This window comes from Pseudomonas sp. NBRC 111130 (genome assembly GCF_001320485.1).
GTDB lineage: Bacteria > Pseudomonadota > Gammaproteobacteria > Pseudomonadales > Pseudomonadaceae > Aquipseudomonas > Aquipseudomonas vlassakiae.
On sequence record NZ_BCBG01000103.1, the window covers coordinates 1 to 25,779 of the forward strand.

The 25,779-nt window shown below is 63.7% G+C and carries 25 protein-coding genes and 1 tRNA gene; 16 read left to right on the forward strand and 10 right to left on the reverse strand.

The features are described 5' to 3' along the window. Window positions 1-86: 86 nt before the first annotated feature. Complete coding sequence (locus tag APH33_RS24330) at window positions 87-392, forward strand: DUF6482 family protein (protein WP_054887595.1); 306 nt, start codon at window positions 87-89, stop codon at window positions 390-392. Between the two features lie 85 nt (window positions 393-477). Then, window positions 478-1,095, forward strand: coding sequence for an FKBP-type peptidyl-prolyl cis-trans isomerase (locus APH33_RS24335; protein ID WP_054887596.1), 618 nt, complete (start codon window positions 478-480; stop codon window positions 1,093-1,095). Window positions 1,096-1,196: 101 nt separating this feature from the next. On the opposite strand, the gene APH33_RS24340 is transcribed toward APH33_RS24335, so the two are convergent. From APH33_RS24340 to APH33_RS24350, 3 genes are all read right to left on the reverse strand, one after another. After that, on the reverse strand, window positions 1,197-1,442 hold the full coding sequence (locus tag APH33_RS24340; RefSeq protein ID WP_054887597.1) for a hypothetical protein: 246 nt from the start codon (window positions 1,440-1,442) through the stop codon (window positions 1,197-1,199). 81 nt (window positions 1,443-1,523) lie between these two features. After that, a complete protein-coding gene (locus tag APH33_RS24345) occupies window positions 1,524-1,865 on the reverse strand; it encodes a zinc ribbon domain-containing protein YjdM (protein WP_054887598.1) in 342 nt (113 codons plus the stop codon). 163 nt (window positions 1,866-2,028) lie between these two features. Beyond that, the gene (locus APH33_RS24350) at window positions 2,029-2,997 is read right to left on the reverse strand and encodes a polyprenyl synthetase family protein (protein WP_054887599.1); all 969 of its coding nucleotides are present in this window, start codon (window positions 2,995-2,997) and stop codon (window positions 2,029-2,031) included. Between the two features lie 244 nt (window positions 2,998-3,241). On the opposite strand from APH33_RS24350, the gene rplU reads away from it, so the two are divergent. From rplU to APH33_RS24375, 5 genes are all read left to right on the forward strand, one after another. After that, window positions 3,242-3,556: a 50S ribosomal protein L21 gene (gene rplU / locus APH33_RS24355; RefSeq protein WP_003247466.1), complete on the forward strand. Its 315-nt coding sequence runs from the start codon at window positions 3,242-3,244 to the stop codon at window positions 3,554-3,556. Between the two features lie 38 nt (window positions 3,557-3,594). Next, a complete protein-coding gene (rpmA, locus tag APH33_RS24360) occupies window positions 3,595-3,852 on the forward strand; it encodes a 50S ribosomal protein L27 (protein WP_003247464.1) in 258 nt (85 codons plus the stop codon). Between the two features lie 188 nt (window positions 3,853-4,040). Next, the gene (gene cgtA, locus APH33_RS24365) at window positions 4,041-5,270 is read left to right on the forward strand and encodes an Obg family GTPase CgtA (protein ID WP_054887600.1); all 1,230 of its coding nucleotides are present in this window, start codon (window positions 4,041-4,043) and stop codon (window positions 5,268-5,270) included. An 85-nt stretch (window positions 5,271-5,355) separates the two neighbouring features. Further along, entirely contained in the window at window positions 5,356-6,474 is a 1,119-nt protein-coding gene (proB, locus tag APH33_RS24370) for a glutamate 5-kinase (RefSeq protein ID WP_054887601.1), read from the forward strand. Then, window positions 6,471-6,932 carry a CreA family protein gene (locus tag APH33_RS24375; protein ID WP_054887602.1) on the forward strand — a complete coding sequence of 154 codons (462 nt, stop codon included), beginning with the start codon at window positions 6,471-6,473 and terminating at the stop codon, window positions 6,930-6,932. The genes proB and APH33_RS24375 overlap by 4 nt, the downstream gene beginning before the upstream one ends. Before the next feature lie 135 nt (window positions 6,933-7,067). Here the strand turns inward: APH33_RS24375 and mksF are convergent, their stop codons facing one another. The 3 genes from mksF to mksB are packed head-to-tail and all read right to left on the reverse strand — an operon-like array spanning window position 7,068 to window position 11,870. Beyond that, window positions 7,068-9,899 (reverse strand): Mks condensin complex protein MksF, encoded by a 2,832-nt coding sequence (mksF, locus tag APH33_RS24380; RefSeq protein WP_054887603.1) that lies wholly within the window; start codon window positions 9,897-9,899, stop codon window positions 7,068-7,070. Beyond that, entirely contained in the window at window positions 9,896-10,603 is a 708-nt protein-coding gene (gene mksE, locus APH33_RS24385) for an Mks condensin complex protein MksE (RefSeq protein ID WP_054887604.1), read from the reverse strand. Before mksE ends, mksF begins: the two co-directional genes overlap by 4 nt. Then, on the reverse strand, window positions 10,593-11,870 hold the full coding sequence (mksB, locus tag APH33_RS24390; protein WP_054887605.1) for an Mks condensin complex protein MksB: 1,278 nt from the start codon (window positions 11,868-11,870) through the stop codon (window positions 10,593-10,595). Before mksB ends, mksE begins: the two co-directional genes overlap by 11 nt. 243 nt (window positions 11,871-12,113) lie before the next feature. Here mksB and APH33_RS24395 point away from each other — a divergent pair, with 243 nt between their 5' ends. Next, a complete protein-coding gene (locus APH33_RS24395) occupies window positions 12,114-12,902 on the forward strand; it encodes a hypothetical protein (RefSeq protein WP_054887606.1) in 789 nt (262 codons plus the stop codon). After that, on the forward strand, window positions 12,899-13,354 hold the full coding sequence (rimI, locus tag APH33_RS24400) for a ribosomal protein S18-alanine N-acetyltransferase (RefSeq protein WP_054887607.1): 456 nt from the start codon (window positions 12,899-12,901) through the stop codon (window positions 13,352-13,354). The genes APH33_RS24395 and rimI overlap by 4 nt, the downstream gene beginning before the upstream one ends. Before the next feature lie 117 nt (window positions 13,355-13,471). On the opposite strand, the gene APH33_RS24405 is transcribed toward rimI, so the two are convergent. Beyond that, window positions 13,472-14,629 (reverse strand): hypothetical protein, encoded by a 1,158-nt coding sequence (locus tag APH33_RS24405; protein WP_054887608.1) that lies wholly within the window; start codon window positions 14,627-14,629, stop codon window positions 13,472-13,474. Between the two features lie 67 nt (window positions 14,630-14,696). On the opposite strand from APH33_RS24405, the gene APH33_RS24410 reads away from it, so the two are divergent. Next, window positions 14,697-15,281, forward strand: a complete 585-nt coding sequence (locus APH33_RS24410) for a D-Ala-D-Ala carboxypeptidase family metallohydrolase (RefSeq protein WP_082433696.1) — start codon at window positions 14,697-14,699, stop codon at window positions 15,279-15,281. Here APH33_RS24410 and APH33_RS24415 read toward each other — a convergent pair. Beyond that, on the reverse strand, window positions 15,221-16,135 hold the full coding sequence (locus APH33_RS24415) for a LysR substrate-binding domain-containing protein (protein ID WP_054887609.1): 915 nt from the start codon (window positions 16,133-16,135) through the stop codon (window positions 15,221-15,223). The genes APH33_RS24410 and APH33_RS24415 overlap by 61 nt on opposite strands. A gap of 246 nt (window positions 16,136-16,381) precedes the next feature. Here APH33_RS24415 and APH33_RS24420 point away from each other — a divergent pair, with 246 nt between their 5' ends. Next, window positions 16,382-16,993, forward strand: coding sequence for a LysE family translocator (locus APH33_RS24420; RefSeq protein WP_054887610.1), 612 nt, complete (start codon window positions 16,382-16,384; stop codon window positions 16,991-16,993). Between the two features lie 65 nt (window positions 16,994-17,058). Here the strand turns inward: APH33_RS24420 and APH33_RS24425 are convergent. Together APH33_RS24425 and APH33_RS24430 are read right to left on the reverse strand one after the other, a co-directional pair. Continuing rightward, window positions 17,059-17,135, reverse strand: a tRNA-Met gene (locus APH33_RS24425). 95 nt (window positions 17,136-17,230) lie between these two features. Then, window positions 17,231-18,163: a FecR domain-containing protein gene (locus APH33_RS24430; protein WP_177332444.1), complete on the reverse strand. Its 933-nt coding sequence runs from the start codon at window positions 18,161-18,163 to the stop codon at window positions 17,231-17,233. Window positions 18,164-18,344: 181 nt separating this feature from the next. Here APH33_RS24430 and APH33_RS24435 point away from each other — a divergent pair, with 181 nt between their 5' ends. From APH33_RS24435 to APH33_RS24455, 5 genes are all read left to right on the forward strand, one after another. Continuing rightward, window positions 18,345-19,556, forward strand: coding sequence for an MFS transporter (locus APH33_RS24435; RefSeq protein ID WP_054887612.1), 1,212 nt, complete (start codon window positions 18,345-18,347; stop codon window positions 19,554-19,556). A 435-nt stretch (window positions 19,557-19,991) separates the two neighbouring features. After that, window positions 19,992-21,152: an MFS transporter gene (locus APH33_RS24440; RefSeq protein ID WP_054887613.1), complete on the forward strand. Its 1,161-nt coding sequence runs from the start codon at window positions 19,992-19,994 to the stop codon at window positions 21,150-21,152. Window positions 21,153-21,235: 83 nt separating this feature from the next. After that, window positions 21,236-21,862 carry a DNA-3-methyladenine glycosylase gene (locus APH33_RS24445; protein ID WP_054887614.1) on the forward strand — a complete coding sequence of 209 codons (627 nt, stop codon included), beginning with the start codon at window positions 21,236-21,238 and terminating at the stop codon, window positions 21,860-21,862. Between the two features lie 145 nt (window positions 21,863-22,007). After that, window positions 22,008-23,060: a bifunctional DNA-binding transcriptional regulator/O6-methylguanine-DNA methyltransferase Ada gene (ada, locus tag APH33_RS24450; RefSeq protein WP_054887615.1), complete on the forward strand. Its 1,053-nt coding sequence runs from the start codon at window positions 22,008-22,010 to the stop codon at window positions 23,058-23,060. Between the two features lie 56 nt (window positions 23,061-23,116). Next, a complete protein-coding gene (locus APH33_RS24455) occupies window positions 23,117-25,519 on the forward strand; it encodes a DUF3772 domain-containing protein (protein WP_054887616.1) in 2,403 nt (800 codons plus the stop codon). Window positions 25,520-25,779: the final 260 nt, after the last annotated feature.

Genomic DNA, 25,779 nt, shown 5'->3' on the forward strand with positions numbered 1-25,779 from the left:
GAGCGGCGTCAGTAATGCCTTGTGCAATCATTAGATTCGTACAAAAAATGAGCACTCATGCGTGGTTCCCATAGCGAGGTGCTCTCATGAACCTGCATCAGCTCAACACCGAGGCCAGGGCCGGCCATGTCGACGAACTGAACCTCATTGCCATCGAGGGCGGCGACTACCTGATCGAAGCGCGGATCAAAGGCCATCCCCATCCCCTGTCCGATACCCGCGGTGAGCGCTTGCGCGTGCACTCGGTGGAGGATGCGCGCAAGTTGTTGCAGACCATCCCGATGGTGTCGATGAACCTTGTGCACTGGTCGGTGCAGGACGAGATGTGTGACATGGGCATGCACCCCGAAGAAGATTTGAAGGTGCCGATTTCCCAGCGTTCGGCCTGGTAGCTGCTCGCGGCTGCCCAGTGTGCTAGGCTGCTCGCCCTTTTCATCAAGGGCGCGGCTGCACTGCGCCCTGCAGTGGAGCATGACCATGTCCGAACTCAACCTGTCCACCGACGAAACGCGCGTCAGCTACGGCATCGGCCGTCAACTGGGCGGCCAGCTGCGTGACAACCCGCCGCCAGGCGTGAGCCTGGAAGCCATCCTGGCCGGCCTGACCGATGCTTTCAACGGCGCCGAAAGCCGTGTCAACGAAGCCGACCTGTCGGCCAGCTTCAAGGTCATCCGTGAGCTGATGCAAGCCGAAGCTGCCGCCAAGGCTGAAGCCGCCGCAGCCGCTGGCAAGGCTTTCCTGGTCGAAAACGCCAAGCGTGACGGCATCACCACCCTGGCTTCGGGCCTGCAGTTCGAAGTGCTGACTGCAGGTGAAGGCGCCAAGCCGACCCGCGAAAGCAACGTCCGCACCCACTACCACGGCACCCTGATCGACGGCACTGTGTTCGACAGCTCCTACGATCGTGGCCAGCCTGCCGAATTCCCGGTTGGCGGCGTGATCGCTGGCTGGACCGAAGCCCTGCAGCTGATGAACGCGGGCAGCAAATGGCGCCTGTACGTGCCGAGCGAGCTGGCCTACGGCGCGCAAGGCGTTGGCAGCATCCCGCCGCACAGCGTACTGGTGTTCGACGTCGAGCTGCTCGACGTTCTGTAAGACCTGCTTGAGGCCATTCGCGGGTAAACCCGCTCCCACAGGGCACTGCACAGAGTTCTGTGGGAGCGGGTTCACCCGCGAAGAGGCCGGGCCTGCCAGCCTCAGTTCCAGTCTGTTCCCCCGGGGCGCAACGCCCGCGCATAGCAGAACAGAAACAAATTCCGCACCAATTCCTTGAGCACGATCGGCTCGCTCGAGTTCAGCCCGCTGAAGTCCAGGTCACCCTGGTCGCGCAGCTCGTCCAGTGCTTCTTCTTCGAGCACTGCGCACACCTCACCGGTTTCCCGATGGAGGATGCGCAGATAGGGGTGGGGGCGGTCCAGCCAGGCGTCGATCAGATAAGTCATGGAGATTCTCCTTGGAAAACAGCTCCAATGAGAATAATTCTTATTATCTGAATGGCAAGCGCCAATTGGCAGATTTTGTAATCAGACCTTGCGCACGAATTCCGACTTGAGCTTCATTGCACCGATGCCATCGATCTTGCAGTCGATGTCGTGGTCGCCATCGCACAGGCGGATGTTCTTCACCTTGGTGCCGACCTTGACCACCAGGGACGAGCCCTTGACCTTGAGGTCCTTGATCACGGTAACGGTATCGCCGTCCTGCAGGACGTTGCCGACCGAATCCTTCTTCACTACGTCATCGCTGGCCGCCTCGGCTTCACCGCTGGCCGACCACTCGTGGGCGCACTCAGGGCAGATCAGCTGGCTGCCATCCTCGTAGGTGTATTCGGAGTTGCATTTAGGGCAGGGAGGCAGGGTGCTCACTTCGGTTCCTTAAACAGACAGACGGTTAAAGGCCCATATTGTATAAGGTCTAGCGGCAGAAGTAATTTTGTCCGGACAAATGCATCGCGGGTAAACCCGCCCCCACAGCGTTTGCACAATCTGTGGGAGCGGGTTTACCCGCGAATGAAGGCGACTCGGTCTGTCAGTGGGTTCGCGCGACGGCAAACTCACTCAGTTCAACCAGCGCATCCCGGTATTCGCTGGCTGGCAGCACTTCCAGGCACTCGATGGCACGTTTGACGTAGTCCCGTGCCAGTTCGGCGGTGTACTTCAGTGCGCCAGAGGCGTTGACGGCCTCGCGAATCTGCTCCAGATCTTCCAGGCCGCCCTTCTGGATCGCCTTGCGCACCAGTGCCGCCTGCTCCGGCGTCCCTTCGCGCATGGTGTAGATCAGCGGCAGGGTCGGCTTGCCTTCTGCCAGGTCGTCGCCGACGTTCTTGCCCAGGGCTTCGGCATCGCCTTCGTAGTCGAGCAGGTCGTCGACCAGCTGGAAAGCCACGCCCAGGTGGTCACCAAAGGTGCGCAGGGCTTCGCGCTGCGCTTCGCTGGCTTCGGCCAGTGCCGCGGCGCTGTGGGTCGAGGCTTCGAACAGCATGGCGGTCTTGCCGCGGATGACGTCCATGTAGACCTCTTCGGTGGTGCTGGCATCGCGTACCCGCGACAACTGCAGCACTTCGCCCTCGGCGATTACCCGGGTGGCCTTGGAGAGGATCTGCATGACCGGCATCGAGCCCAGTTCGACCATCATCTCGAACGAACGCGAATAGAGGAAATCGCCTACCAGGACGCTCGGCGCGTTGCCCCACAGGGCGTTGGCGGTGGAGCGGCCACGGCGCATGCCGGACATGTCGACCACATCGTCGTGCAGCAAGGTGGCGGTGTGCAGGAACTCGATGCTCGCGGCCAGCAGGCGCAGGTCGGCGCCTTCACGGCCCAAAGCCTTGCCGCACAGCAGGACCAGCAGCGGACGCAGGCGCTTGCCACCGGCCGACGTGATATAGTCGCCGATCTTCGATACCAGCGGCACGCGCGAGGTCAGCTGCTTCTTGATGATCTCGTCGACGGCGCTGAAATCTTCAGCCACCGCGCGGTAGAAGGTTTGGGGTTGCATCGGCTGCTCCAGTGAGGTTGCGCGGCATGCTAGGTCGCGGGTCCCGGTGTGTCAAGGCGCGGTGCCCGCTGGCCGGGGGCGGGACTTGCAAGCAAAACCGGGGTTGCGTACAATCGCGCACCCTAACTTCCTGGGCAGCACCTGCCTTACGCAATTGCACAGGGCCGTTCCAGCCCCATGCAGCCATGCCAGCCAATACTCATCATATAAAGCGCTGGGTGAGCAGGATTATCGGAGAAATACCATGTCTTACGCAGTAATCGTTACCGGCGGCAAGCAGTACAAAGTCGCTGAAGGTGAATTCCTCAAGATCGAAAAGCTGGAAGTCGCCACTGGCGAATCCGTGACTTTCGACCGCGTCCTGCTGGTTGCCAACGGTGAAGAAGTCACCATCGGCGCACCAGTCGTCGCCGGCGCTAAAGTGGTTGCCGAAGTCGTTTCGCAAGGCCGTCACGACAAGGTTCGTATCATCAAGTTCCGTCGTCGTAAGCACCACATGAAGCGTATGGGCCACCGCCAGTGGTTCACCGAGATCAAAATCACCGGTATCCAGGCTTAATCGCCTCGGTCCCCTGAATTTATTTGGAGAATTGAACCATGGCTCACAAGAAGGCTGGTGGTAGTACTCGTAACGGTCGCGACTCAGAATCGAAACGCCTTGGCGTGAAGATGTATGGCGGCCAGGTTATCAAACCAGGCAACATCATCGTCCGTCAGCGCGGCACCGAATTCCACGCTGGCTACGGCGTTGGCATGGGCAAGGACCACACCTTGTTCGCCAAGATCGAAGGCGTGATCAAGTTCGAGAAGAAAGGCGAGTTCATGCGCCGTTACGTGAGCATCGTCGCCGCTTAATCGCGACGTCGCTCCAGAAGCCCCGTCACGCGACGGGGCTTTTTCGTTTGTGGTGAGCCTCTTGCAAAGCTGTTTGTATGGGCTGCCGGCGTGGGTTTCTACGGTCGTACGGGGCCGCCGCGCTCATTTTTGCAAGAGCCTCAGGTTTTTCAGTATTCAACTCGCCCGCAGGCGAGAGGCGGTTTTGAATGAAGTTTGTTGACGAAGTATCCATCCGGGTCAAGGCCGGTGACGGCGGTAACGGTTGCATGAGCTTCCGCCGCGAGAAGTTCATCGAGAACGGCGGCCCCAACGGCGGCGACGGTGGTGACGGTGGCTCGGTGTACATGGTTGCCGACGAAAACCTCAACACCCTGGTCGACTACCGCTACACCCGTCACCACGAAGCCCAGCGCGGTTCCAATGGCGGCAGCACCGATTGCACCGGCAAGAAGGGCGAGGACCTGTTCCTGCGTGTGCCAGTCGGCACCACCGTGATCGATGCCTCGACCCAGGAAGTGATCGGTGACCTGGTCACTCCAGGCCAGAAGCTGATGGTCGCCCAGGGCGGCTGGCACGGCCTGGGTAACACCCGCTTCAAGTCCAGTACCAACCGTGCGCCGCGCCAGACCACACCGGGCAAGCCAGGTGAACAGCGCGACCTGAAGATGGAGCTGAAGGTCCTGGCCGACGTCGGTCTGCTCGGCCTGCCGAACGCGGGCAAGAGCACCTTCATTCGCTCGGTTTCGGCCGCCAAGCCTAAGGTCGCCGACTATCCGTTCACGACCCTGGTACCGAACCTGGGCGTGGTCAGCGTCGACCGCTGGAAGAGCTTCGTCATCGCCGACATCCCCGGCCTGATCGAAGGTGCCTCCGACGGTGCCGGCCTGGGTATCCGCTTCCTCAAGCACCTGGCGCGTACCCGCGTGCTGCTGCACCTGGTCGACCTGGCGCCGCTGGACGGCAGCAGTCCGGCCGATGCCGCTGAAGTCATCATCAACGAGCTGACCCGCTTCAGCCCGTCGCTGACCGACCGCGAGCGCTGGCTGGTACTGAACAAGTCCGACATGCTGATGGAAGACGAGCGCGAAGAGCGGGTCAAGGAAGTGATCGAGCGCCTCCAGTGGGAGGGCCCGGTCTACGTGATCTCGGCAATCTCCAAGCAAGGTACCGAGCAGCTCAGTCACGACCTGATGCGCTACATCGAAGACCGCGCCGACCGCCTGGCCAACGACCCGGCCTACGCCGAGGAACTGGCCGAACTGGATCAACGTATCGAAGACGAAGCCCGCGCCCAGCTGCAGGCCCTGGACGACGCCCGTACCCTGCGTCGTACCGGCGTCAAGAGCGTGCACGACATCGGCGACGACGACGATGCCTGGGACGATGATTTCGAGGACGACGAAGACGGCCCGGAAATCATTTACGTGCGCGACTGATCGGTTGCAGTACACTAAACGCCGCTCTCGGGAGCGGCGTTTTTGTATCCACGGTATCTATAGATTCGGCATAGGTTGGAAGAAGATGCGAAGCAAGGTGACGGGCGCCAAGCGCTGGGTCGTGAAGATTGGCAGTGCCCTGCTGACCGCTGATGGCAAGGGTCTCGACCGCGGCGCCATGGCCGTATGGGTCGAGCAGATGGTCGCGCTGCGTGAAGCAGGCGTGGAGTTGGTACTGGTCTCCTCCGGGGCCGTGGCTGCCGGCATGAGCCAGCTGGGCTGGACTTCGCGACCGAGTGCAATGAACGAGTTGCAGGCCGCTGCCTCGATTGGCCAGATGCGCCTGGTGCAGGCCTGGGAAACGAGCTTCGGCGAGCACGGCAAACACACCGCGCAGATCCTCCTGACCCACGACGACCTGTCCGACCGCAAGCGTTACCTGAACGCCCGCAGTACCCTGCGTACCCTGGTTGACCTGGGCGTGGTACCGGTGATCAACGAAAACGACACCGTGGTCACTGACGAGATCCGCTTCGGCGATAACGACACCTTGGCCGCGCTGGTGGCCAACCTGGTGGAAGCCGATCTGCTGGTGATCCTCACCGACCGCGACGGCATGTTCGACGCCGACCCGCGCAACAACCCCGAAGCCCAGCTGATCTACGAAGCCCGTGCCGACGACCCGTCGCTCGACGCCGTGGCCGGTGGTACCGGTGGTGCGCTGGGCCGGGGCGGCATGCAGACCAAGCTGCGTGCCGCACGCCTGGCAGCCCGTTCCGGCGCCCACACGATCATCATCGGTGGCCGCATCGAGCGAGTGCTGGATCGCCTGAAAGCCGGTGAGCGCCTGGGTACGCTGCTGTCGCCCGAGCGCGGCATGCTGGCGGCACGCAAGCAGTGGCTGGCTGGCCACCTGCAGACCCGCGGCACCCTGGTGCTCGACGCAGGTGCCGTGCAGGCGTTGCGCGAGGCGAACAAGAGCCTGCTGCCGGTCGGCGTGAAGACGGTGCAGGGCAGTTTCCGCCGTGGCGAGATGGTGGTCTGCGTAGGCCCGGATGGCGTCGAAGTGGCCCGTGGCCTGGCCAACTACAGCGCGCTGGAGGCACAGAAGATCATCGGCCAGCCGTCCGATCAGATCGAGGCCTTGCTGGGCTACATCGCCGAGCCGGAGCTGGTGCACCGCGACAACCTGGTGCTGGTATGAAGCTGCTCAAGCGGGTAATCGCGATGGCGGTCCTTGCCCTGCCGGTGCTGGCCGGGGCCGAGGAGATCGGCCAGGTGTCCACCGTGTTCAAGTTCCTTGGGCCGAATGATCGCATCGTGGTCGAGGCGTTCGATGATCCCAAGGTCGAGGGTGTGACCTGCTACCTGTCGCGGGCCAAGACTGGCGGCGTGAAGGGTGGTTTGGGCTTGGCGGAAGATCGGGCGGAGGCTTCGATTGCCTGCCGTCAGGTAGGGCCGATCAACTTCAAGGGTGAACTGAAAGACGGTGAGGAGGTGTTCAAGGAGCGCACCTCGCTGGTATTCAAGACCATGCAGGTGGTGCGCTTCCTCGACAAGAAGCGCAATACGCTGGTTTATCTGGTGTACAGCGACCGCATGATCGAAGGCAGCCCGCAGAATGCGGTGACGGCGATCCCGATCCTGCCTTGGGCTCATTGATAGCCTGGTAGATCGCCGGGAGGCCTTTGGCCTCCTTTCGCGACACAAGGCCGCTCCCACATTGGCCGGTGTACGCAGGACCTTTGTGGGAGCGGCCTTGTGTCGCGAAAGGGCCGCAAAGCGGCCCCAGATTCCTCAGGCCAACTCCTCAGCCTGATCCTCGCGCACGATAGCCTTCACCTCATCCAGCCGGCTGATGTACTTCCAGTCCGCCTCGTCGATGTAGATGCCATTCGGCCCGCTGCCACCTTCCAGGTCGATCGCCACGCGCGCCGACACCTGCGGCTTCACGCTCGCCAGAATCGGCACGAAGCCCAGTTGCAGGCTGGTTTCCAGCAGTGCCGCCTGGTTGCGTTCGTCGATGTCCGCCGCCTCGTCGAGGTAGTACGGCAGGCGAATGCGCCCGGCCAGGTCACGGTCCATCAGGTGCAGCAACAGGTACATGTTGGTCAGCGCCTTGATGGTCATGGTGGTGCCGTTGGATGCCGCGCCGTCGATGTCGGCGTGGATGATCGGTTGGCCGTTGACCTTGGTGATCTCGAACGCAAGCTCGAACAGGTCCTTCAGGCCCAGCTGGTTATGGTTTGCAGCCACCAGCCGCGCCAGGTACTCCTTGGCCTCTTCGTTCTTGTTGTCCTGCTCGGCGCTCTGGGTCAGGTCGAACACCGACAGGGTCTCGCCTTCCTCGTACTGGCCGGCGCTGTGGATGATCTGGTCGATGTGCTTGAGCGCTTCCTTGTTCGGCGCCAGCACTACGCGGAAGCTTTCCAGGTTGGAGACCTGGCGTTTGTTGATCTCGCGGTTGAACAGGGCCAGCTGGTGCTCGAGGCTGTCGTAGTCGCTGCGGATGTTGCGCAGGGTCCGGGCGATGTCGGTGACTGCGGCGCGGCGCGCCTTGGCCAGGGTCAGGGCTTCGTCGGTGCGGTGCGCGTAGGCGTTCACCAGCAGCTGCAGGCGGCGCTCCATGTCGTCTTCGCTGTCGAACTTGGCCACGCCCTTGAGGCGCACCTGGGCATATAGCGCCTCGATCTGGTTGTCGACGCGTTGCAGGGCCTGCCAGCTGTCCTGATAGTCGTTGAGCATCGGCAGCAGGTTTTCCATGGAGTCGTCGACTTCTTCCATGAACGGCGTACCGTAGGGCAGGTCGGCCGGCAGCAGCTGACGGCGGCGCAAGGCATCTTCCAGGGTGCGCTGCTTGGATTCCAGGTCGCCGATCTGGCGGCCGACCAGCTGCAGCTTGGCCGACAGCTGCTGGACGCGCTCGGTGAAGGCGTCGCTGGAGCGCTTGAGCTCGTCCTGGGCGGCTTCCAGCTGCGCCAGTTGCTCCAGCTTCTCGGGCTCTTCGGCACTCAGGGTTTCGCTGCGGCGGTAGTCTTCCAGGGCCTTCTGGGCGTCCAGCACTTCCTGGTACAGGGCTTCTGTCTGCGCCTTGGAGGCGGTACGGTCGGCGGCGACCTGTTGCTGGGTCTTGAGCTGCTTGAGCTCTTTTTCCAGGCGCTCCTTCTGGTCCCGCAGGGCGGCGCGGTCGGCCAAGGCCTGCAGCGCTGGCGGGTCGATGTTGGAGAGGTCGATGGACAGGCCAGGGGCCTCGAAGCGCTCGCCCTTGAAGCTGTCGAGCACGGCTTCCAGGGACTTCACCCACAGGTCGCTGTCGTCCAGTTCGATGCCGCGCTCGCCCAGCGGCAAGCTGAACAGCGCGCCGTTGAACAGGCGCATCAGGCGGTCGACGTCCTGCTGCGAGAATTCTTCGCGCAGGCGGGCGTAGCTGTTGTTGTCGGCGTGGTCGAGCTGCTGCTTGACCTGCTTGAGGCGTTTTTCCAGGTCGCGCACGCGCTCGTCGAGGTCTTCGGCGCTGAACTGGCGCGACTGCGCCAGGGCGCCGGCCAGTTCGTCGTGGGCGTCCTTGGCGGCCAACAGGCCCTGTTCCAGCACCTTGACGTCATCGACCAGGGCGAAGCGGTGCTTGAGCACCGACAGCTCGCCGAGCCAGCGCTGGATGCCGGTGATTTCACGCTCCAGGCGCATCAGCTCCTGGGTGCCGCCACGCTGGTCGTTCTGCAGGCGGTCCTGCTCGCCACGGTAGTGCTCGGCCTGGATCACCAGCTCTTCCTTGCGCGCCATGGCGTACTCCTGCCAGGTGCCCAGCAGGTTGTCGAGCAGCGGCGAAAGGCGGTGCAGCTTGCCGCGCAGGATGTCGCGCTGGGCCACGCCACCGGCCAGGGCCTCGACCAGCGGGCCGGCTGCGACCAGGGCGTTGTAGTCCTGCTCCATGCGGCGCACGTCGCGGAAGGCTTCTTCACAGGCGGCGATGTAGTCGACGCTGCCCGAACGCAGGCTGTGCTCGAAGGCGTCGAGGAACAGCTGCTTGAGCTTGGCCGCTGTGATCTCGCGCATGTGCAGCAGATTGATGAACAGTGCGCGGAAGGTTTTCAGGCTCTGCTCGCTGGTGGAGCGCAGCGGGATCAGGGTCAGGTCCAGCGGGCACGAAGTGTGGCCGCCGACCAGCAGCCGGCGCAGTTCGTCGGGCTTGAGCTCATAGGCCTTCAGGCCCAGGCGCTCGAGGTTGGTGAACAGCTCTTTCTGGCGCAGGCAGGTGTCGTTCTTCTGGTAGTGAGCCAGGTCCAGCTCGCCTTTGTAGGCAAAGAACTGATGCCCGAAACCGCCGCCGGGGCCGCGGCCGACCACGCCGATCACGTGCGTGCCGTGGGGCAGGTTCAGTTCGCAGAGGATGTACGAGGTGTCGCTGGCGAAGTAGAACCGGCGCGACTGCTCCAGGCTGTACTTGCCGAAGCTCATGTCGGACATGCGTGCCAGGATCGGGAACTGCAGGGCGTTGATCGACGCCGATTTACCCAGGTTGTTGGCACCATACACCGACAGCGGGTGCTCCAGCGGGAACAGCCCGAGGCTGTAGCCGGCGGTGTTGAGCAGTGCAAAGCGGCGGATGCCGTAGCGTTCCTGGCTCATGCGTCAATCTCCTGTTGCTCTTCGCGGATGGCCCGGGCCAGGGCGTCCTCTTCGCTTTCCTCGCCATCGAACGGGGTGAGGTCGAGCGGGTCGTCGGTGCGGTTGAGTTGTTCCGGGCTTTCTTCCTCGACCAGTACCGGCACCGGCAAGGGCAGGTCGCTGTGCAGGCTGGCGGCCAGGTCGCGGTCCTGCTGCACCGACAGGCACACGTCGAGGAAGCGGTGCATCGGCGGCAGGAAGCGGTAGATGCCGCCTTCTTCGTGGGCGAAGCCGAGCTGGGTCATGCGGCGCATGATCTTTTCTTCCAGCTCGTCGACGGTCTGCACTTCGGCCTGCAGGAACAGGTCGCGGTACTTGTCCAGCAGCGAGGGCAGCTCGTCGCGGCCGATGCTGCCGCCGTCGAGCACGGCCATCGGGTCGCGGCCCTGGTCGGCCAGGTGCTCGACGATGATGAAGGTGAACAGTGACAGGCGCTGGGCAGTCTTGTTGACCTGCGCAGCAGCCTGTTCGGGGACGAAGTAGTAGAAGCCGCGGGTGTCGCACACCAGCTCGAAGCCCAGGGCCTTGAACAGGGTGCGGTACTGGTCCTGGAAGTTCGACAGCTGGGCGTACATTTCAGGGTCGCGGCGGCTGACGTGGAAGCCCTTGAACAGCTCGCGGAAGATCGGCGCGAGCTGGGACAGTTCGGAAAGATCAAGATGCATTGGCTGGGCTCGCGTGGGTTTCAGGTTGCGCTTCGCGGCTGGAGGTCAGGGCGAACGAGCGCAGGCTGACCAGGTGTTCGTGGGTGGTGTACTCGCGCCGTTCCAGGCGTTCGCGCTTGAAGCGCTTCTCCCGCGACAGGCGCGAGAACCAGTACAGCAGTTCGTCGGTGGCGCCTTCGGGTTCCTGATCAAGCAACCAGACCATCAGGTCGGGCAGCGGCAGGGCGTCTTCGCAGCGCTCGAGCATCTCTTTGACCGTACGTGGCGCACGCGGCAGCGGGCCTTTCTGGGTCTTGTGCGCCTTGGGGAACTTGGCCGGCTTCGGCTCGAAGCGGGCCAGGGCATAGACGTAGGCCTCGACCTGGCTGGCACTGCCGAGGAAGGTGCTCTGCGGGCGGGTGAACAGTGGCATGGCGGCTTGCGGCACGGCATCGATGCCCTTGCGCCGGATCACCGACAGCGCCAGTGCGGCGCCGCGGGTCACGGCGTTGTGCCGGCGCGCTTCTTCACGCAGCGGCAGCAGCAGTTCGCGGGCGTGGCGCAGGGTCAGCTGGGCGCTGGTCTGCATTTCCAGGATGCGCGCGTGGGTGCGCAGCAGCATGTCATCGTCGACCAGATGACCCAGGCGCGCCTGCTCGCCGAGCAGCTTCAGCAGCACGGTTTCGACCTTGCGCACGCCTTGCTCGAACGCGCCGTCGGCGTTCACCAGCTGGATCATCGGCTCGACGTATTCGTCCCAGGTCGCCAGAACTTCGGCGTAGCGCTGGCGCAGCGGGATCTGGCGATTGCTGGTCTTGGCCCGCTCGGCCACGGCGACCAGCGCCTGCTCGTCGTTGTCGAGCTTCTTCAGCACGTCGCGCACGCGCATGTCGAGCAGGCGCAGCTGGCGCGCCAGGTCGTCGCTGTCGCGGTTGTCGAAGGCATCCTGGATATGCCCGGCCAGGCGCTCCAGGTGACGCAGGTAGGCCTCGATCTCCAGGCACAGGCCCAGCCGGTGCTCGCGGCGCAGGTAGGCAAGGAAGTCGTGGATCTGGGCATTGAGCTCGAAGCGGTTCGGGCTTTTGGCCACGGGCACCAGGATGTCCAGGCGGATCCACACGTCGAGCAGCTGGGTGATGTCCTGCGGTGTGCTTTCCACCTGCTGGCGGCTCAGTTGCTGGCGCAGCTCCACCAGGCTCAGGGTGCCCTGGTCGAAACGCTCGCACAGCGGCTCGATCAGGGCCCAGTGTTCGGCTAGGGCGCGCAGGACGCGCTTGGGTTCGATCATTGGCGTCTACTCGTTGCCAAGTAAAAAGGGGGCGATTGTACTTCATCCGAGGGGGAGGATTTCACCCCTTGGTCTGTAATGAGAGATAACCGTTCCCCCTGTAAGGCTTTCACCGTCCCTTGTGGGAGCGGGTTCACCCGCGAAGAGGCCGGCACTGGCAGCAAATTTCCGCCGACCAGTTGCAGCACAGCCCGGCCAACAACGTTAGAATGTGCGACGTTTTGAACCCCGGACCCCCGAGCCTTGCTGACCGAACCCCGCCGCCGCGCCTACCTTTCCGCCATGCAAGTGGTGCATTGGCTGCCGCGTGCCGAATTGCCGTTCGCCGCGCCATCGCGAGCCGAGCTGCTGTTGCCGCAGGTGCCGGTAGAGGAAATCGACTTCGAGGTTCGGCCCTCTGCGCCGGCCTCCAGCGAGGCCCCGGCCGCGCCCCAGGCCCGCTCCGGCGAGCGCCCGAAAATCGAGATTCCGCGCCCGGGCAGCACGCCCAAGGCCGCTGCCAGGCCAGTCGAAGCCGAGGAAGAGGCCCCTGCGCCACGTCCGGCCCCGGTGCCACCACCGCGCTTCTCGCTGCAGTTGCTGCGTGCCGGCAGCTGCCTGCTGCTGGTCGAACTGGCTACCGGTCAGCCTTTCCAGAGCCGCGACCCATCCTATCTGTTGCTCAAGGACATGCTGCGTGCCGCCGGCCTGCCCGATGCGCCGCAGATCATCGGCGAGCCGGTGCGCTGGCCGCTGCTGGTGCGCGGCAACATGGACCAGGGCCCGGATGCTGCACGGGATTTTGTCCGGGGCTTCATTCAGGCGCGCCTGGAGCAAAGCCCTTGCAGCGTGCTGTGGCTGATCGGCTTGCCGGCCATGCGTTACGCGGCCAGCGCCGACGAGGCGGCTTATTACCAAGTACTGAAGGTCGATGGCCTGGGTGATGCCTGGGCGTTGCCAGGCCTTGAACTGTTGATGGACGAGCCGCAGCGCAAGGCGGACGTCTGGCAAGCGATGCGCCAGCTGATGGCGCGCTGGAAGAGCGTTGAATGAGTGACTCGATCAGTTTCCGCCTGATGACCGAGGCGGATCTGGATGCCGTGCTTAAGATCGAATATGCCGCGTTCAGTCATCCCTGGACCCGCGGGATTTTCCAGGACGCGCTCAAGTCCTACGAAGTGTGGCTGATGTTCGACGGGCAGCAGCAGGTGGGGCATGGGGTGATCAATGTGATCATTGATGAGGCGCATCTGCTCAACATTACCGTCAAACCCGAGAACCAGGGGCGTGGGCTGGGGCTGAAGCTGCTAGAACACCTGATGGCGCGGGCCTACCAGCTCAATGGTCGTGAGTGCTTCCTCGAGGTACGGGCGAGTAATCAGTCAGCCTATCGCTTGTACGAGCGCTATGGCTTCAATGAGATCGGCCGTCGCCGCGATTACTACCCGGTCGCGGGTGGACGTGAAGATGCGTTGGTGATGGCCTGCACCTTGCTCGAAGACTGAGCAAGCCTGTGCCGGCCTCTTAGCGGGCAAGCCCGCTCTCACAGGTACTGCGCAACATTCGAAATGTGCAGGGTTCCTGTGGGAGCGGGCGAGCCCGCGAAGAGGCCGGAAAGTCGATCACAGTTCCCGCGGCACAACCTCGACCGGCTTGCGCAGGTCCCGCAGGCTTCGGGTCATCTCCCCGGTATTGCACTTCGCGGCTGCCTGCTCTGGTGTGTACTTGCGCACGGTGCGGAAGAACAGCTCACAGGTCTGCTTTTTCTGCGTTACCTGCCACTTGGTCGCGCAGGCATCCAGGGTCATCTTCGGTTCAGCTGCGGGGTTACGGCCCATCCCGGCCTGCCAACAGGCCGCCGTCAAATCCTGGCCCATCATCTTCAGCCCTGCGGCATCGGCCGCATCCTGATTGCCGCCATGGCTGTCCTTGTTTGCCGCATACCAGATCGCGCTTGGGTGGTTGGCACCCAGTACCGGCACGCGCGCACCGGGTTGAGGGCTGATGCTGACCAGGCCCAGTACATCCACCTGCGGCCCGTATTGCTGCTGGATCCAGCTGCGCACTGGTGCGCCGAAGGCGACCATGGGCAGTGGCCGGGTGCCCTGTTGCAGGGTCATTTCCTTGACCATGCGCAGCTGGTAGTCCTTGAAGTAACCATAGGTGTCCGTCAGGGCTGCTCCCGCGCTGGCCGGCGCGGCGATCGGGGCGATGTCGATGATGGTCTGGTAGGCCGGGGTCTGGCCGGCGTCGACGCCGTTGAAGGTCAGCAGTTCGGCCCAGCGGTCGGTCGTGTTGGAACGCAGGTAGTCCTGCGCCTGGGTCAGTGAATAGTCTGGCGGGAAGTGCAGCAGCTCGATGCTGCGGCGATTCTGCAGGGCCATGCCCAGCGGCAGGAACAGGTACCAGTCGTAGGACCATTTGCCATCCTTGTTCAGCTGGGTCGCGCCCTTATAGGCCAGCTCGCCACTGTCGAGCAGCTTGCGCAGGGGCTCGGCATAATTGGCGGGCACGTCGCTGATGGTGGCGTGCAGCCGGTCGTGGTCACGGCTGACGTGCACCTGCGCGTTGGCGTGGCCGTCACGGCGTACGCTCTGGGTCAGGTAGTGCTCGACAGTCTGTTCCAGCGTCCAGTCGCGGTAGCAGATCACGTGGCAATTGTTGGGGAAGGCGAACAGGCGGGTAACGCGCTGGGCGTCGCCCAGGTCGATGCGCGCATCCGCCATGGCCAGGCCGCTGAAGGCGAGGGCGGCGAGGCTCGTTGCGGCAGTCTTGTGCATGCTTAACTCCTTGTCAGTGGCCGCCCGATTTGACGGCCGCGCTCATACTGGGGCAGGGAGCATGGGGATGAGAAGAGCGAGCAGGCTGCTATTGGCTGCAGGTGTGCTGTCGAGCACAGGGCTGCTGGCAGACGAGCGCGACGTGTGGATGTTCGCGCAGTGGGCCGGTGATCATCAAACCCGGCCGTTTCGCGAGATGCTGGTGGATGCGCGCCTCTATGGTGTCGTGCCCATTCATCAGCTGCTGCGTTCGGCGTCGGACTGGAAGCAGTGCCATGCCTCGCCGTTTGCGGTGCCGCCTGCCAGTAACTGGCCGGCAGTGCGTTCCACGTTGGCGTTGGTCAATACCCTCGGCGGGCAAGGTATCTTGCGCCAGTTTGAAGTGGTGTCGGCCTATCGCAACCTCGATCTCAATCGCTGCGCGGGCGGCGCCGTGGGCAGTGCCCATACTCGCGCCTTCGCGGTCGATATCCTGCTGCCGGCCTGGGCCGACCCCAATCCGCTGTGCCGCTTCTGGCAGCAGCATGGCCAGGCCTGGAACATGGGCCTGGGGCGCTACCCGAGTGGGCGTATCCACATCGATACTGCGGGTTATCGCACCTGGGGTGGTGATGGCGGTTCAAGCTCGTCGTTCTGCAGCAAGCCCAGGTGAGTGAGGCAGGCCTGGCATTCATTCATGACCCATTCGGCGAAACGTTGGCGCTTGCCACCATCGCTCAGTGGCTGCGGGCTGAGCAGGTAATAGGCAGAACCATCGCGCAGGAAGCCGAACGGGGCGTGCAGTTGGCCGCTGTCGAGTTCGTCACGCACCATCAATGCCGAGGCGATGGCCAGGCCCAGGCCGGCGCTGGCGGCCTGTAGCGACAGGTAGAAGTGTTCGAAGTCGCTGCGCTCGCTGTGGGCTGCCTGCCGCTCGCCCAGGCGTAGCCAGGTGGGCCAGGCGTTGGGGCGGGTGCTGCTGTGCAGCAGGCGTTGGCCGTCCAGGTTGTCGCTGTTGGTGCGGCTGACCGGGCCAATCCACTCGTCGCAGATTTTCATGCTGTGCAGCGCCGGTGGCCAATGGAAGTCATCCCGGCGTAGCGCCAGGTCGACTCCGCTCCGGGCAAAGTCCACCGGGCCGCCGGCAGCTACCAGATGCAGTTGCAGGTCCGGGTGCGCGGCATGGAAGCGTGGCAGGCGCGGGATCAGCCAGCGCATGGCGATGGTCGGCTCGCAGGACAGCACCAGCACGTTGTCGCGTTCCTGCTGTTGCAGGCGCTGCACCGCGCCTTCGAGCTGTTCGAAGATCGCCTGGGTGGTGCCGTGCAGTGCCCGGCCGGCGGGAGTGAGGAAGATCGCCCGGTTGCGCCGTTCGAACAGGTCGATGCCCAGGCTTTCCTCGAGCAGGCGTACCTGACGGCTGACGGCGCCGTGGGTGACATGCAGGCGCTCGGCGGCGCGGACGAAGCTTTCCGTTTCGGCGGCAACGTCGAAGTAGCGGAAGGCACTGAGGGCTGGCAGTTTCATGGGGTCCCTGTTTGCCTGTGCCGGCCTCTTCGCGGGCACGCCCGCTCCCACATGTACAGCACAACCCTCAGGCTTGCTGAGGACCCTGTGGGAGCGGGCATGCCCGCGAAGAGGCCGGAACGGGCTTTGGATATCTGTCAGGAAAATTATCAGATCTGCTTCACTTTAAATCGTTTTTTTCCCGCCAGGCAGCTCTCGATAATAGATGCATCTGTGCGTTCTCATCGTCTATCGAGGCCTTTCTCTTTGACCGAACTCATTGCTGTCGCCCTGTTCACTATCTTGGCCGTCATCAGCCCCGGCGCCGACTTCGCCCTGGTCACTCGCAGCAGTTACGCCCAGGGCCGCAAGGCTGGGCTGGCCGCTGCAGTGGGGATTGCCCTGGGTGTGCAGGTGCATGTGCTGTACACCGTGCTGGGGATCGCCGTGGTCATCAGCCAGAGCCCGGCGCTGTTTCTGACCATGAAAGTGCTCGGTGCGGGCTATCTGATCTACCTGGGCTATCAGTCGTTGACCAATACCGGTCGTGTCAGCCTGGAAGGGGAGGTGGCGCAATCCGGCGTGCTGGCTGCGTTGCGCACAGGCTTCATGACCAATGCCCTCAACCCCAAGACCATGCTCTTCGTCGTCAGTGCCTACACCCAGGTGGTGCGGCCGGGCAGTTCATTGGGCGTGGATTTCGCCTACGGGGCATTCATGTCGTTCGCTCACTGGGCCTGGTTCAGCCTGGTGGCGTTGTTCTTTTCCCGTGCGGGGTTGCGTGCGCTGATGATCGCAAGGCAGCGTCTGGTAGACCGCATGATCGGTGTTGCGCTGATCGGCCTGGGGTTGGCCGTGGCGGTCGCCGGGGTGCGTTGATAAGGCGGGACTTTTTTGCAGGCAAAGAAAAAGGGCCTACCTTGCGGTAAGCCCTTTGACTTGTTTGGTGGCTACACAGGGACTTGAACCCCGGACCCCAGCATTATGAATGCTATGCTCTAACCAACTGAGCTATGTAGCCGATGGGGCGCATTATTCCCTTGTGATGGACCTGTGTCAACACTCATTTCAAAAAAAATTGCACACCTTTCAAAAACTTAGCGACCTACCCCGGTTTCAGCGAACGATCAGCCACTGCCCGAGCACCCCGTACAGCTGCAAATGCTGCTCGGCAGCCAGTGCCGCCAGGGTTTCGCTTGGGCGGTCGAGGTTGAAGTCGCCACTTACCCGTCGATAGGCGGTCTGCTCATCCATCAGCCAGACCCGGCGGCCCTGATAGCTGGCCAGGCGCTCAATGACCTGCCCCAGGGGCATGTCGCTGGCGCGGAGGTGGCCGCTGCGCCAGGCATCCGCCGTCTTCACGTCGGCTTTCTGTACCGGGTTGATCCGTGCCTCGCTGAAGGTCACTCGTTCTCCTGCCGACACCATGCGCTGGTCGCCGCCCTGGATGACCATGGCCTTGCCATTGAGCACCACCAGTTCATCTTGATCGGCATGGCGCGCCACCATCAGGCGGGTGCCGTAAACCTGGATACGGGTATCGTCTACCTGAAGCTCCATGGCGCGGCCATCGAGCATCACCTCCAGGTACACCTGGCCTTGCACCAGGTGCAATTGGCGCGTGCGCCCGCGCAGGTCGACGTTCACCGCGCTGGCGCTGTCCAGGTGCAACGTTGAACCGTCAGCCAGGCGCACGCTGCGCCGCTCACCCACATCAGTAGCCAGTTCGCTGGCCAGGCGTTGCATCAGCGGCCAGTAAAGATAGGCAACAGCGCCGAGCAACAGCAGGAACAGCACGGCCAATACCTTGCCCAGGTAGCTACGGCGGACCTTGAGCAAACGCGGCCGTGGCCGGGCGGGGGGCACCTGAAGTTGCTGCCAGCACGCTTCCAGTTCGGCGTAGGCGTGCGCATTACGCGGCTCCTGGCACCAACGGCCGAATGCCTGGCGTTCGCCTTCATCACAGCCGGGCTGGCGCAGGCGGGAAAACCACTCCAGCGCTTCCTGCTGAGGATCGGCCTGAATCTGCGTGGCGGGCATCGGGCTCATGGGTCGGTGTGCTCGCGTGAGGGCGGTTTCGCCCAACGATTACGGGGGAAGGTAGGTTGAAGATGCTAAATATATTGAGAACCATTTACAAGTACGCGTAGCGGGTTAAACAAAAAGGTAGCTATGTATCTATTTGTTTCCCGATAATCGGATCCCAAACCTGCGGACGGAATTCAAGCTCATGGCCATCAGCAGCACCCCCACCGCCAGCACCGGTTCGGCAAACCAAGCCAATCCGCTGGTGATGCGCATCATCGCCTTCTGCGCCCTGGCGCACCTGGTCAACGACCTCATTCAGTCGGTGCTGCCGGCGATCTACCCGATGCTCAAGGCCAACTACGACCTGAGCTTCGCCCAGATCGGCATGATCACCTTGACCTTCCAGATCACCGCCTCGCTGCTGCAACCGTGGGTCGGCTTCTTCACCGACCGCAGGCCGACGCCAAACCTGTTGCCGCTGGGCACCCTGTGCACTTTGGTGGGGATCGTCATGCTGGCCTTCGTCGGCAGCTTCCCGATGATTCTGCTGGCTTCGGCACTGGTCGGCATCGGTTCGTCGACCTTCCACCCGGAGACCTCGCGGATCGCGCGGCTGGCCTCGGGTGGCCGTTTCGGCCTGGCGCAGTCGACTTTCCAGGTTGGCGGTAACACTGGTTCTGCCTTCGGCCCGTTGCTGGCGGCGGCGATCGTGATTCCGTTCGGCCAGACCCATGTGGCCTGGTTCGGCGTGGCGGCGCTGTTCTTCTTTGCCGTGACCCTGATGCTGCGCCGCTGGTACAAGGAGCACCTGAACCAGGCCAAGGCGCGCAAGGCGGTGCAGGCCACCCACGGCATCTCTCGCGGGCGGGTGATCGCGGCGCTGGTGGTGCTCGGGCTGCTGGTGTTTTCCAAGTACTTCTACATGGCCAGCTTCACCAGTTACTTCACCTTCTACCTGATCGAGAAGTTCAGCCTGTCGGTGGCCAGCTCGCAGCTGCACCTGTTCTTGTTCCTTGGCGCGGTGGCGGCGGGGACTTTCTTCGGCGGGCCGATCGGTGACCGCATCGGGCGCAAGGCGGTGATCTGGTTCTCGATTCTTGGCGTGGCGCCGTTCACCCTGGCGCTGCCGTATGCCGACCTGTTCTGGACCACGGTGCTCAGCGTGGTGATCGGTTTCATCCTGGCCTCGGCGTTTTCCGCGATCGTGGTGTATGCCCAGGAGCTGGTGCCGGGCAGCGTGGGCATGATTGCCGGGGTGTTCTTCGGGTTGATGTTCGGCTTTGGTGGCATTGGTGCGGCGCTTTTGGGGTACCTGGCTGATTTGCGCGGGATCGAGTATGTGTATGGGTTGTGCTCGTTCTTGCCATTGTTCGGCTTGTTGGCGGTGTTTCTGCCAAATACCGGTAAGCGCTGACATCGCCGGGGCTGCTTTGCAGCCCTTTCGCGACACAAGGCCGCTCCCACAGGGATTGCACATCGCCAGGCTGACACTATCCATGTGGGAGCGGCCTTGTGTCGCGAAAGGGCCTCGCAGAGGCCCCCGGGCAATTGACGATAAGGTCAGGCTTGGCCTAGAGTGCCGCCTCTCTTTTCAACACCTGCGTAGTAGCCACAGCAATGCGCCGTACCCAATCCCTCCCACACGCCCGCCAGCCTGCCCTCCAGGCCATGCGTCGTGCGTGGCCGAGCGATACGGTGCTCAAGCGTCGCCGCAGTGTGCTGTTCGCCTTCACCTTCTCGCCACATCCAGCCCTGAACTGACACCCAGCGCCTCTGCGTCGTCCGCCTTCCCGGCGAGCGTATGGGCGCCTGTATCTGCACGTCTTTTCAGTTTTGCCTGGAGTGGTACATGAACATGCGTTTGCTGGCGGGCCTTCTGTTCGCCGTATCGGTAGTGGGCTTCAGCCTGGGGGCCAGCTTGCCGCTGGTGTCGTTGCGCCTGCACGAGGCCGGGGCCGGAACCTTGGAAATCGGCATCATCTCGGCCATCCCGGCTGCGGGCATGATGCTTTCGGCGTTCATGGTCGATGCCTGCTGCCGGCACCTGACCCGGCGCACCATCTACCTGCTGTGCTTCAGCCTGTGCACCGTGAGCATCGCCCTGCTTGATTCGGCGTTCGATAAGCTGTGGCTGTTGGCCGTGCTGCGCCTGGGCCTTGGCATTGGCATGGGCATCGCGATCATCCTCGGCGAGTCCTGGGTCAATGAGCTGTGCCCGGACCACAACCGCGGCAAGATCATGGCCCTGTACGCCACCAGCTTCACCGGTTTCCAGGTACTTGGCCCGGCACTGATCGCGTTGATTGGCGCCGATAGCCCCTGGATCATTGGCGTGGTCACCATTGGCTATGGCCTGGCCTTGCTGTGCATTTTGCTGACCGTGCCCAACGACCATGTCGAACATGGCGACGAGGGCGAGAAGAGCTTCGGCCTGGCCGGCTTCTTCCGTGTGGCGCCGGCGCTGTGCGTGGCGGTGCTGTTCTTCTCGTTCTTCGATGCCGTGGTGCTGTCGCTGTTGCCGGTGTACGCCAGCAGCCATGGTTTTGCCGTGGCTGTGGCGGCGCTGATGGTGACCGTGGTGTTTGCCGGCGACATGGTGTTTCAGCTGCCGTTGGGCTGGCTGGCCGACCGCGTCGAGCGCACCGGGCTGCACCTGGTGTGCGGGCTGGTGGCGATGGCCATCGGCATCGCCCTGCCATGGCTGCTGCAGGTGACTTGGCTGCTGTGGCCGATGCTGGTGCTGCTGGGCGCGGTGGCGGGCGGTATCTACACCCTGGCGCTGGTGCTGATCGGGCAACGCTTCAAAGGGCAGGACCTGGTCACGGCAAATGCCAGCGTGGGCCTGTTGTGGGGCGTCGGCAGCCTGGTCGGGCCGCTGGTGAGCGGGGCGGCGATGGATGTGGCGCCGCATGGGCTGCCGATGGCACTGGCACTGATGGCAGGGCTGTTCGTGTGCTGTGCCCGGCAATCGTACCGCCGGGTGGGAAAGTTGCGCGCCGTTGCTGAGTGAAGAATTGGTGGCGCAAGATCCGGCGTTTGCCCGATCAGCGGCTGGGCTAAGCTGGACCTGCCTTGAAGCCACAGGAGCTACGGATGATTCTCGCCGACCTTTCTCCCGCCGCCTACCGTGAAGCCACCGACTACCTGGCAGCGCTGGACCCTGACTGGGCGCGGCATATCGAGGTGACCGGGCCCTGCCTGCACCAGGCAACGCCAGGGCGCGAACCTTATGAAGCGTTGGTGCGGGCGATTGCCTATCAGCAGTTGCATGCGCGGGCGGCCGAGGCGATCCTCGGGAGGTTGCTGGCGCTGTTTCCCGGGCAGGCGTTTCCGGCGCCGGAACAATTGCTGGCGGTCAGCCCCGAGATGATGCGCGGTTGCGGCTTTTCGGCGAGCAAGCTGGCGACCATCCAGGGTATCGCCCAGGCCAGCCTGGAGGGCGTGGTGCCCAGTCGTGAGGAGGCCTTGGGCTTATCGGACGATGCATTGATCCAGCGGCTCATCGCTTTGCGTGGCGTCGGGCGCTGGACCGTGGAGATGCTGTTGATCTACAGCCTGGAGCGCTCGGATATCCTGCCGGTTGACGATTTTGGCGTGCGCGAGGGGTATCGTCGGCTCAAGGGGCTGGAAAAGGCACCGACCCCGGCGCAGATGCGCTCACTGGGTGGTGGCTGGAGCCCATACAGGACTGTGGCGGCATGGTACTTGTGGCGGGCCTGATGTTTTTGCAGTGGCTTTGCCGGCCCTTTCGCGGGCACGCCCGCACAGGTACTGCGTTGGACTCGGGCATGGCGCGATCCCTGTGGGAGCGTGCGTGCCCGCGAAGAGGCCGGAACAGACCAGACAGATAGCCGAGGTTGACCGGATGAATGCCTTCACCACTGACACCCAGCGCTGGCAAGCCGTCGAGTCCCGTGACCCCTCTGCCGCCGGCCACTTCGTCTACGCCGTGCGCACCACTGGCGTGTACTGCCACCCCGGCTGCAGATCGCGCATGGCCAAGCGCGACAACGTCGAGTTCTTCAATGATGCCGCCAGCGCCGAAGCCGCCGGCTACCGTGCCTGCCGCCGCTGCATGGCCAAGCCGGGCGAAAGCCGTCGCGCTGACCTGATTGCCCGCGCCTGCCGCCTGTTGGAAAGCAGCGATACCCCGCCCGGCCTCGACCAGCTCGGCGCGCAACTGGCCGTAAGCCCCTTCCATCTGCACCGTCTGTTCAAGGCCGAAACCGGCCTCACCCCCAAGGCCTATGCCAGCGCCTTCCGCGCCAGGCGCCTGCGCGAGCGGCTGGGCGACGGGCAACGTACGGTGACCGATGCGATCTACGACGCCGGCTACAACTCCAACAGCCGTTTCTACGAAAGCGCTGGCCAGCGCCTGGGCATGCGCCCCCGCGAGTACCGGGCAGGCGGCGCCGGAGCGACTATCCACTTCGCCATCGGTCAGTGCTCCCTCGGGGCGATTCTGGTGGCCCAGAGCGAGAAGGGCATTTGCGCGATCCTGCTGGGTGATGACCCCGAGGCGTTGCTCGAGCAGTTGGAAAATCAGTTCCCCAAAGCCCGCCTCATCGGTGGCGATTCCGGCTACGAGCGGCTGGTCGCCGAAGTGGTCGGCTTTGTCGAAGCGCCGGCGCTGGGGCTGGGGCTGCCCCTGGATGTGCAAGGTACCGCCTTTCAGGAGCGGGTCTGGCAGGCCTTGCGCGAGGTGCCGGTGGGCGGCCGGGTCAGCTATACCGAGATCGCCGAACGCATCGGCGCACCCAAGGCTGTGCGGGCCGTGGCCATGGCCTGTGCGGCCAATCACATCGCCGTAGCCATCCCTTGCCACCGTGTGGTTCGCCGTGACGGTGACATCAGCGGCTATCGTTGGGGGGTTGAGCGCAAACGGCAACTGCTGGCGCGAGAAACGGCACTCTCCTGATTGCCGGAAGCCGCGTAGAATCCCCCGCCAGTTCGATGTGTAAAGAGGAACATTCGATGAGGCGTGTCAGCCTTGCCCGATTCTACCTAGGCGTAATGGCGCTGCTGCTGTCGCTGACCACGCCGGCCTGGTCGGCACCGGCCACGCCGGTTTCCAGCCTGGCAGCGGCGGAAGTACCGGTGCTGGACGAAAATGCCAGCTATGAGCAACTGAGCGATCGGCTCGACCAGATCCGCCAGGGCGTTACCAGCAATGCCAACGATGACCTGCTGTCGCAGTTGCGCCTGTCCGCCGTGCAGGTACAACGCCAGGCCGAAGCGTTGAGTGCCTTGCGCACCGCAGATGTGGAAAAGCTCGACGACAAGCTCAAGGTGCTCGGCCCGGTGCAGCCGGAAGAAGCCGAAGTGCTGTCCCGTCAGCGCCAGCAGCTGGCTAACGAGAAAAAGGCGTTGGTTGCCGAGCAGGAACAGGCGGCCAAGTTGACTCAATCGGCCCGCGACCTGTCCACGCAAATCGTCAACCTGCGCCGTAGCCAGTTCAACTCGCAAATCCTCAGCCGAGCCACGACGCCGTTGAGCCCGGCGTTCTGGCAGAGCCTTATCCGCCCCACCTCGGACGACGTAGCGCGCTTGCGCGATCTGCGCGAGGAGGCCACCGATGCTGTCGGCAGTGCCTTGAGTGCCGAACATCGCTGGTTCTTCATCAGCAGCCTAGTGGCGGCGATCCTGGTATGGACTGTGGTGCGCGGGCTGTTGGAGCGTATGCTGGCCAGCATCATGGTGCACCGCCTGCCAGAAGGCCGCTTGCGGCGCAGCGCCCTGGCCCTGAGCGTGAGCCTGGCTACCCTGGGCACCATCTCCGGTTCCGTTTCGCTGCTGCGCTGGGGCCTGGAAAGCAGCTCGGAGCTTGGCTCCGACGTCGCCAGCCTGACCAATCACTTCCTCACCCTGGTGGTGTTCAGCGCCTTCATCACTGGCCTGGGCCGCGCCATGCTGATGCTGCAGCGTCCGTCCTGGCGGCTGCCGCCGATTCACGACGAAGTGGCCAGCGCGCTGGGCTGGTTCCCCAAGCTGCTGGCGCTGGCGCTGATGGTCATGTTGACCATGGAGCGCATCAACAGCGTGATCGGCACCAGCCTGGCGCTGACCGTGGCCACCAATGGCCTGACCGCGCTGGTGGTGGCAGTGATCTTCACGGTGGCGCTGCTGCGCTACCGCCGCACCCTGAGAAAGCACAACCTGGAGCGCCCGACGGGCTGGGTCGGGCTGATCCCGTTCGTGACCGTGGTGTGGGTCGGGCTGATCGTGCTGGCACTGCTCGCTGGCTACCTGACCCTGGCCTATTTCCTCACGGCCAAGCTGCTGTGGATCAGCGTGGTGGCGGTGTGTGCCTACCTGCTCACCACGTTCCTCAGCGACCTCTGCGAAGCCCTGCTGTCGCCCCGCCAACCGGGCGGTCTGGCACTCGCCTCGACCTTGGGCCTGGCGCCACGCCACCAGGCCCAGGCCAGCACCATCCTGGTCGGTATCAGCCGTACGGTGCTGCTGTTCCTGGCCATCTTGCTGGCGTTGATGCCGTCGGGCACCAGCCCCGGCGAGCTGTTGCTGAGCCTGGGTGACTGGGACGGCACCGGTGGCAAGTTGCTCGGCAACCTCAACATCGTGCCGCAGGACATCCTGCTGGCGGTGCTGATCTTCTTCGGCGGCCTGTTCGCCATCCGCGTAGTGAAGCGCTGGCTGAGCGAGCGACTGCTGCCGGAAACCGACATGGACGCCGGCATGCGCGCCTCGCTGGTGACCTTGGTCGGTTACCTCGGCTTCATATTCCTGGCCATGCTGGTGATGTCGACCTTGCACATCAACCTGACCAGCCTGACCTGGGTGGTCAGTGCGCTGTCGGTCGGTATCGGCTTCGGCTTGCAGCAGATCGTGCAGAACTTCATCTCCGGCCTGATCCTGCTCACCGAACGCCCGGTCAAGGTGGGCGACTGGGTGAGCCTGGCCGGGGTCGAAGGCGATATCCGCCGGATCAACGTGCGCGCCACCGAGATCCAGATGTCTGACCGTTCCACGGTGATCGTGCCCAACTCGCAGTTCATCTCGCAGAACGTGCGCAACGTGACCATGGGCAATGCCCTGGGCGTGGTGGGGATCACCCTGACCTTGCCGCTGGAGACCGATGCCAACCTTGTACGTGATCTGCTGCTGGCGGCCTATCGCGAGCATGAGGCAATCCTCGATGCGCCTGCCTGCTCGGTGACCTTCAAGGACCTGACCTCTGCGGGCATGGTCATTGGTGTGAGTGGTTATGTGGCGGGGCCACGGCAGGTGTCGGGCACCCGTAGCGACTTGCTGTTCACCATTCTTGGCCGTTTGCGCGATGAAGGCATTGCCCTGTCTTCGCCGCAGAGCATGGTGCTGGTGCAGGAAGGCTCGCGTACGGCCGACGAGTCGGTGTAAGGGCCTTTGCGGGGCAAGTTGGATCGCCGCTCTCACAGAACTGCACATGACTCTCCGAGTCAGCAGGGCCCTCTGTGGGAGCGGGCGAGCCCGCGAAGGGCTGCAAAGCAGCCCCGTTTCATCCTCCTGAGGATTTTTAGTGCCAGCGCGTTGGCCTTGCCAGCAGCTTCCTTCTTACGCGGGAATGTTTGGGGATGCATGGCTGGGGATTGGGGGAGGGCCACCATGTGTTCGCCATGAAAAGTTCAGCGCCTGTGAGA